Raw genomic sequence first — 1,763 nt, 5'->3', positions numbered from 1 at the left:
AATAGGTCGAGGGCTTGACCAATAATTAATTAAGTAAATATATACATTAGAGGAAACTCAAACTTATGTGCAATTTTGAAAGAACAATTCTTTCAATTAATCTGGTGATGATGGCGTAGAAGTAACACTCCTTTCCATTCCGAACAGGACAGTTAAGATCTACAGCGCTGAAGGTACTGCATGGGCGACTGTGTGGGAGACTAGGACGTTGCCAGGTAAGCATAAAAGAGATAGTTATTTATAACTATCTCTTTTTTTTGTGCAAAAAAATAACGATGCTTATATAATATGATTTTCTTAAAGTGAATTATGAGAATCTTGATGATGTTAAAATAGTACAAATCTTCATTAGGGGTTCTACAAAACAAATTTCAATGCCAGTTCGCTATTATATAACAATATCAACACTCTGTTAAAACATAGCCAAACTAAAAAACATAGAGATAGAATATATGAAAGTTTAATAAAAATTGATTACTCTATAACTTAAATTGCATTAGATAATGGATTTCTAAATATTAAGTCATTTATAACTGCATTTAAAGAAGAATATAACATAACATCATATAAATATAGAAAAAATTACAAAAATAAAGTATAAATTAAAAAAGTCGTAAATTAACACTTTTTAATCTGTTAATTAGAATAATTCATTTAAAGAAGCTGATAAAATAATATTATAAATTATTTAAAAAGGAAGTGGGCATGTGTAGAGAATGTAGTATAAATATAACTATACTTAAATGTAATAAGGATGAATACTAATTATGAAATGCTAGTAAAAGCTTAAAATGTTCATCAAAAATGAAAAATATAAATGGAATTTATATAATAATAAAGTATATACTCGATTTAAATGAATATGGGGTATTAGATCCTAGAGTAAAGGATATATTAAATTTATACAAATAGATAGCAATGATTGGAAAAATATTAATTAATTATTAATAGATCTTATAAGCACACATGAAGGATTAAAAAAAATATATATATTTATATATGTAAATAGAAGTGAAAAGATTTAAAAAGAATAAGAAAGAAAAATTTCTTTTGGTACAAGAATGTAATAAAGACAAATGGAGAAATTCTTTAATTGAAATAACAAGATGGCGTCTGAAAATGATTTTATACGACAACGTTTTTTTATATTCTAATAAATATGATGCAACTATACAAAATAATTATCATTGTAAGTTTGTAAATTTTTTGTGGTTTTATATATTATATTTAGTTTTTTAAAAGTATTAACTAAGAAAATGTATGTAAATAACAGTAGTATTTGTAAATACAAACAAATACTACGCCTAGTGTATCAATGGTAAAATTATCACGAAAAAAAAAGAAAACTGTAGTATTATAGTATTAAACGGATAAAACAAGGTAAACATAAAGAATGATTATAGAAGGATATGGTAAGATAAAACACGTCGCTGAGAGATGCAGACAACAAGTTAAATGCTGAGAAAAACATTCTGGAAAGAACGGTTTGAAAGCTTAAAAAAAACTTGTTGACAAGATCTAAACCAAGTGATAAACTAAGAAAGTCGCTTGAGAGTGACAAGTTAAAACAAAAGCCGACAACGTAATGTTGAAAGCGAAAGAATATGGTCTTTGAAAATTGAACAGAATATAGATAAATACATTTAAGTAAACCAGCAATTCTTTTTAGAGTAAGCTAAGATTAAACTTTTTAATGAGAGTTTGATCCTGGCTCAGGACGAACGCTGGCGGCGTGCCTAACACATGCAAGTCGAGCGATGAAG

At 26.5% G+C, this 1,763-nt stretch carries 2 rRNA genes and 1 pseudogene; all 3 read left to right on the top strand.

Annotation, left to right across the window (positions count from 1 at the left end):
• Positions 1 to 100: 100 nt before the first annotated feature.
• Positions 101 to 217: ribosomal RNA gene (gene rrf, locus BM027_RS17805) — 5S ribosomal RNA — on the top strand.
• A 730-nt stretch (positions 218 to 947) separates the two neighbouring features.
• A pseudogene (locus tag BM027_RS18630) lies at positions 948 to 1,093 on the top strand (family 1 glycosylhydrolase); the annotation flags it as partial.
• Positions 1,094 to 1,689: 596 nt separating this feature from the next.
• Positions 1,690 to 1,763, top strand: a 16S ribosomal RNA gene (locus BM027_RS17800); the annotation flags it as partial.

Origin of the sequence: Clostridium uliginosum (genome assembly GCF_900112485.1) — a bacterium.
Taxonomy (GTDB): Bacteria; Bacillota; Clostridia; order Clostridiales; family Clostridiaceae; genus Clostridium; species Clostridium uliginosum.
This window is presented reverse-complemented; position numbering and strand designations above follow the sequence as displayed.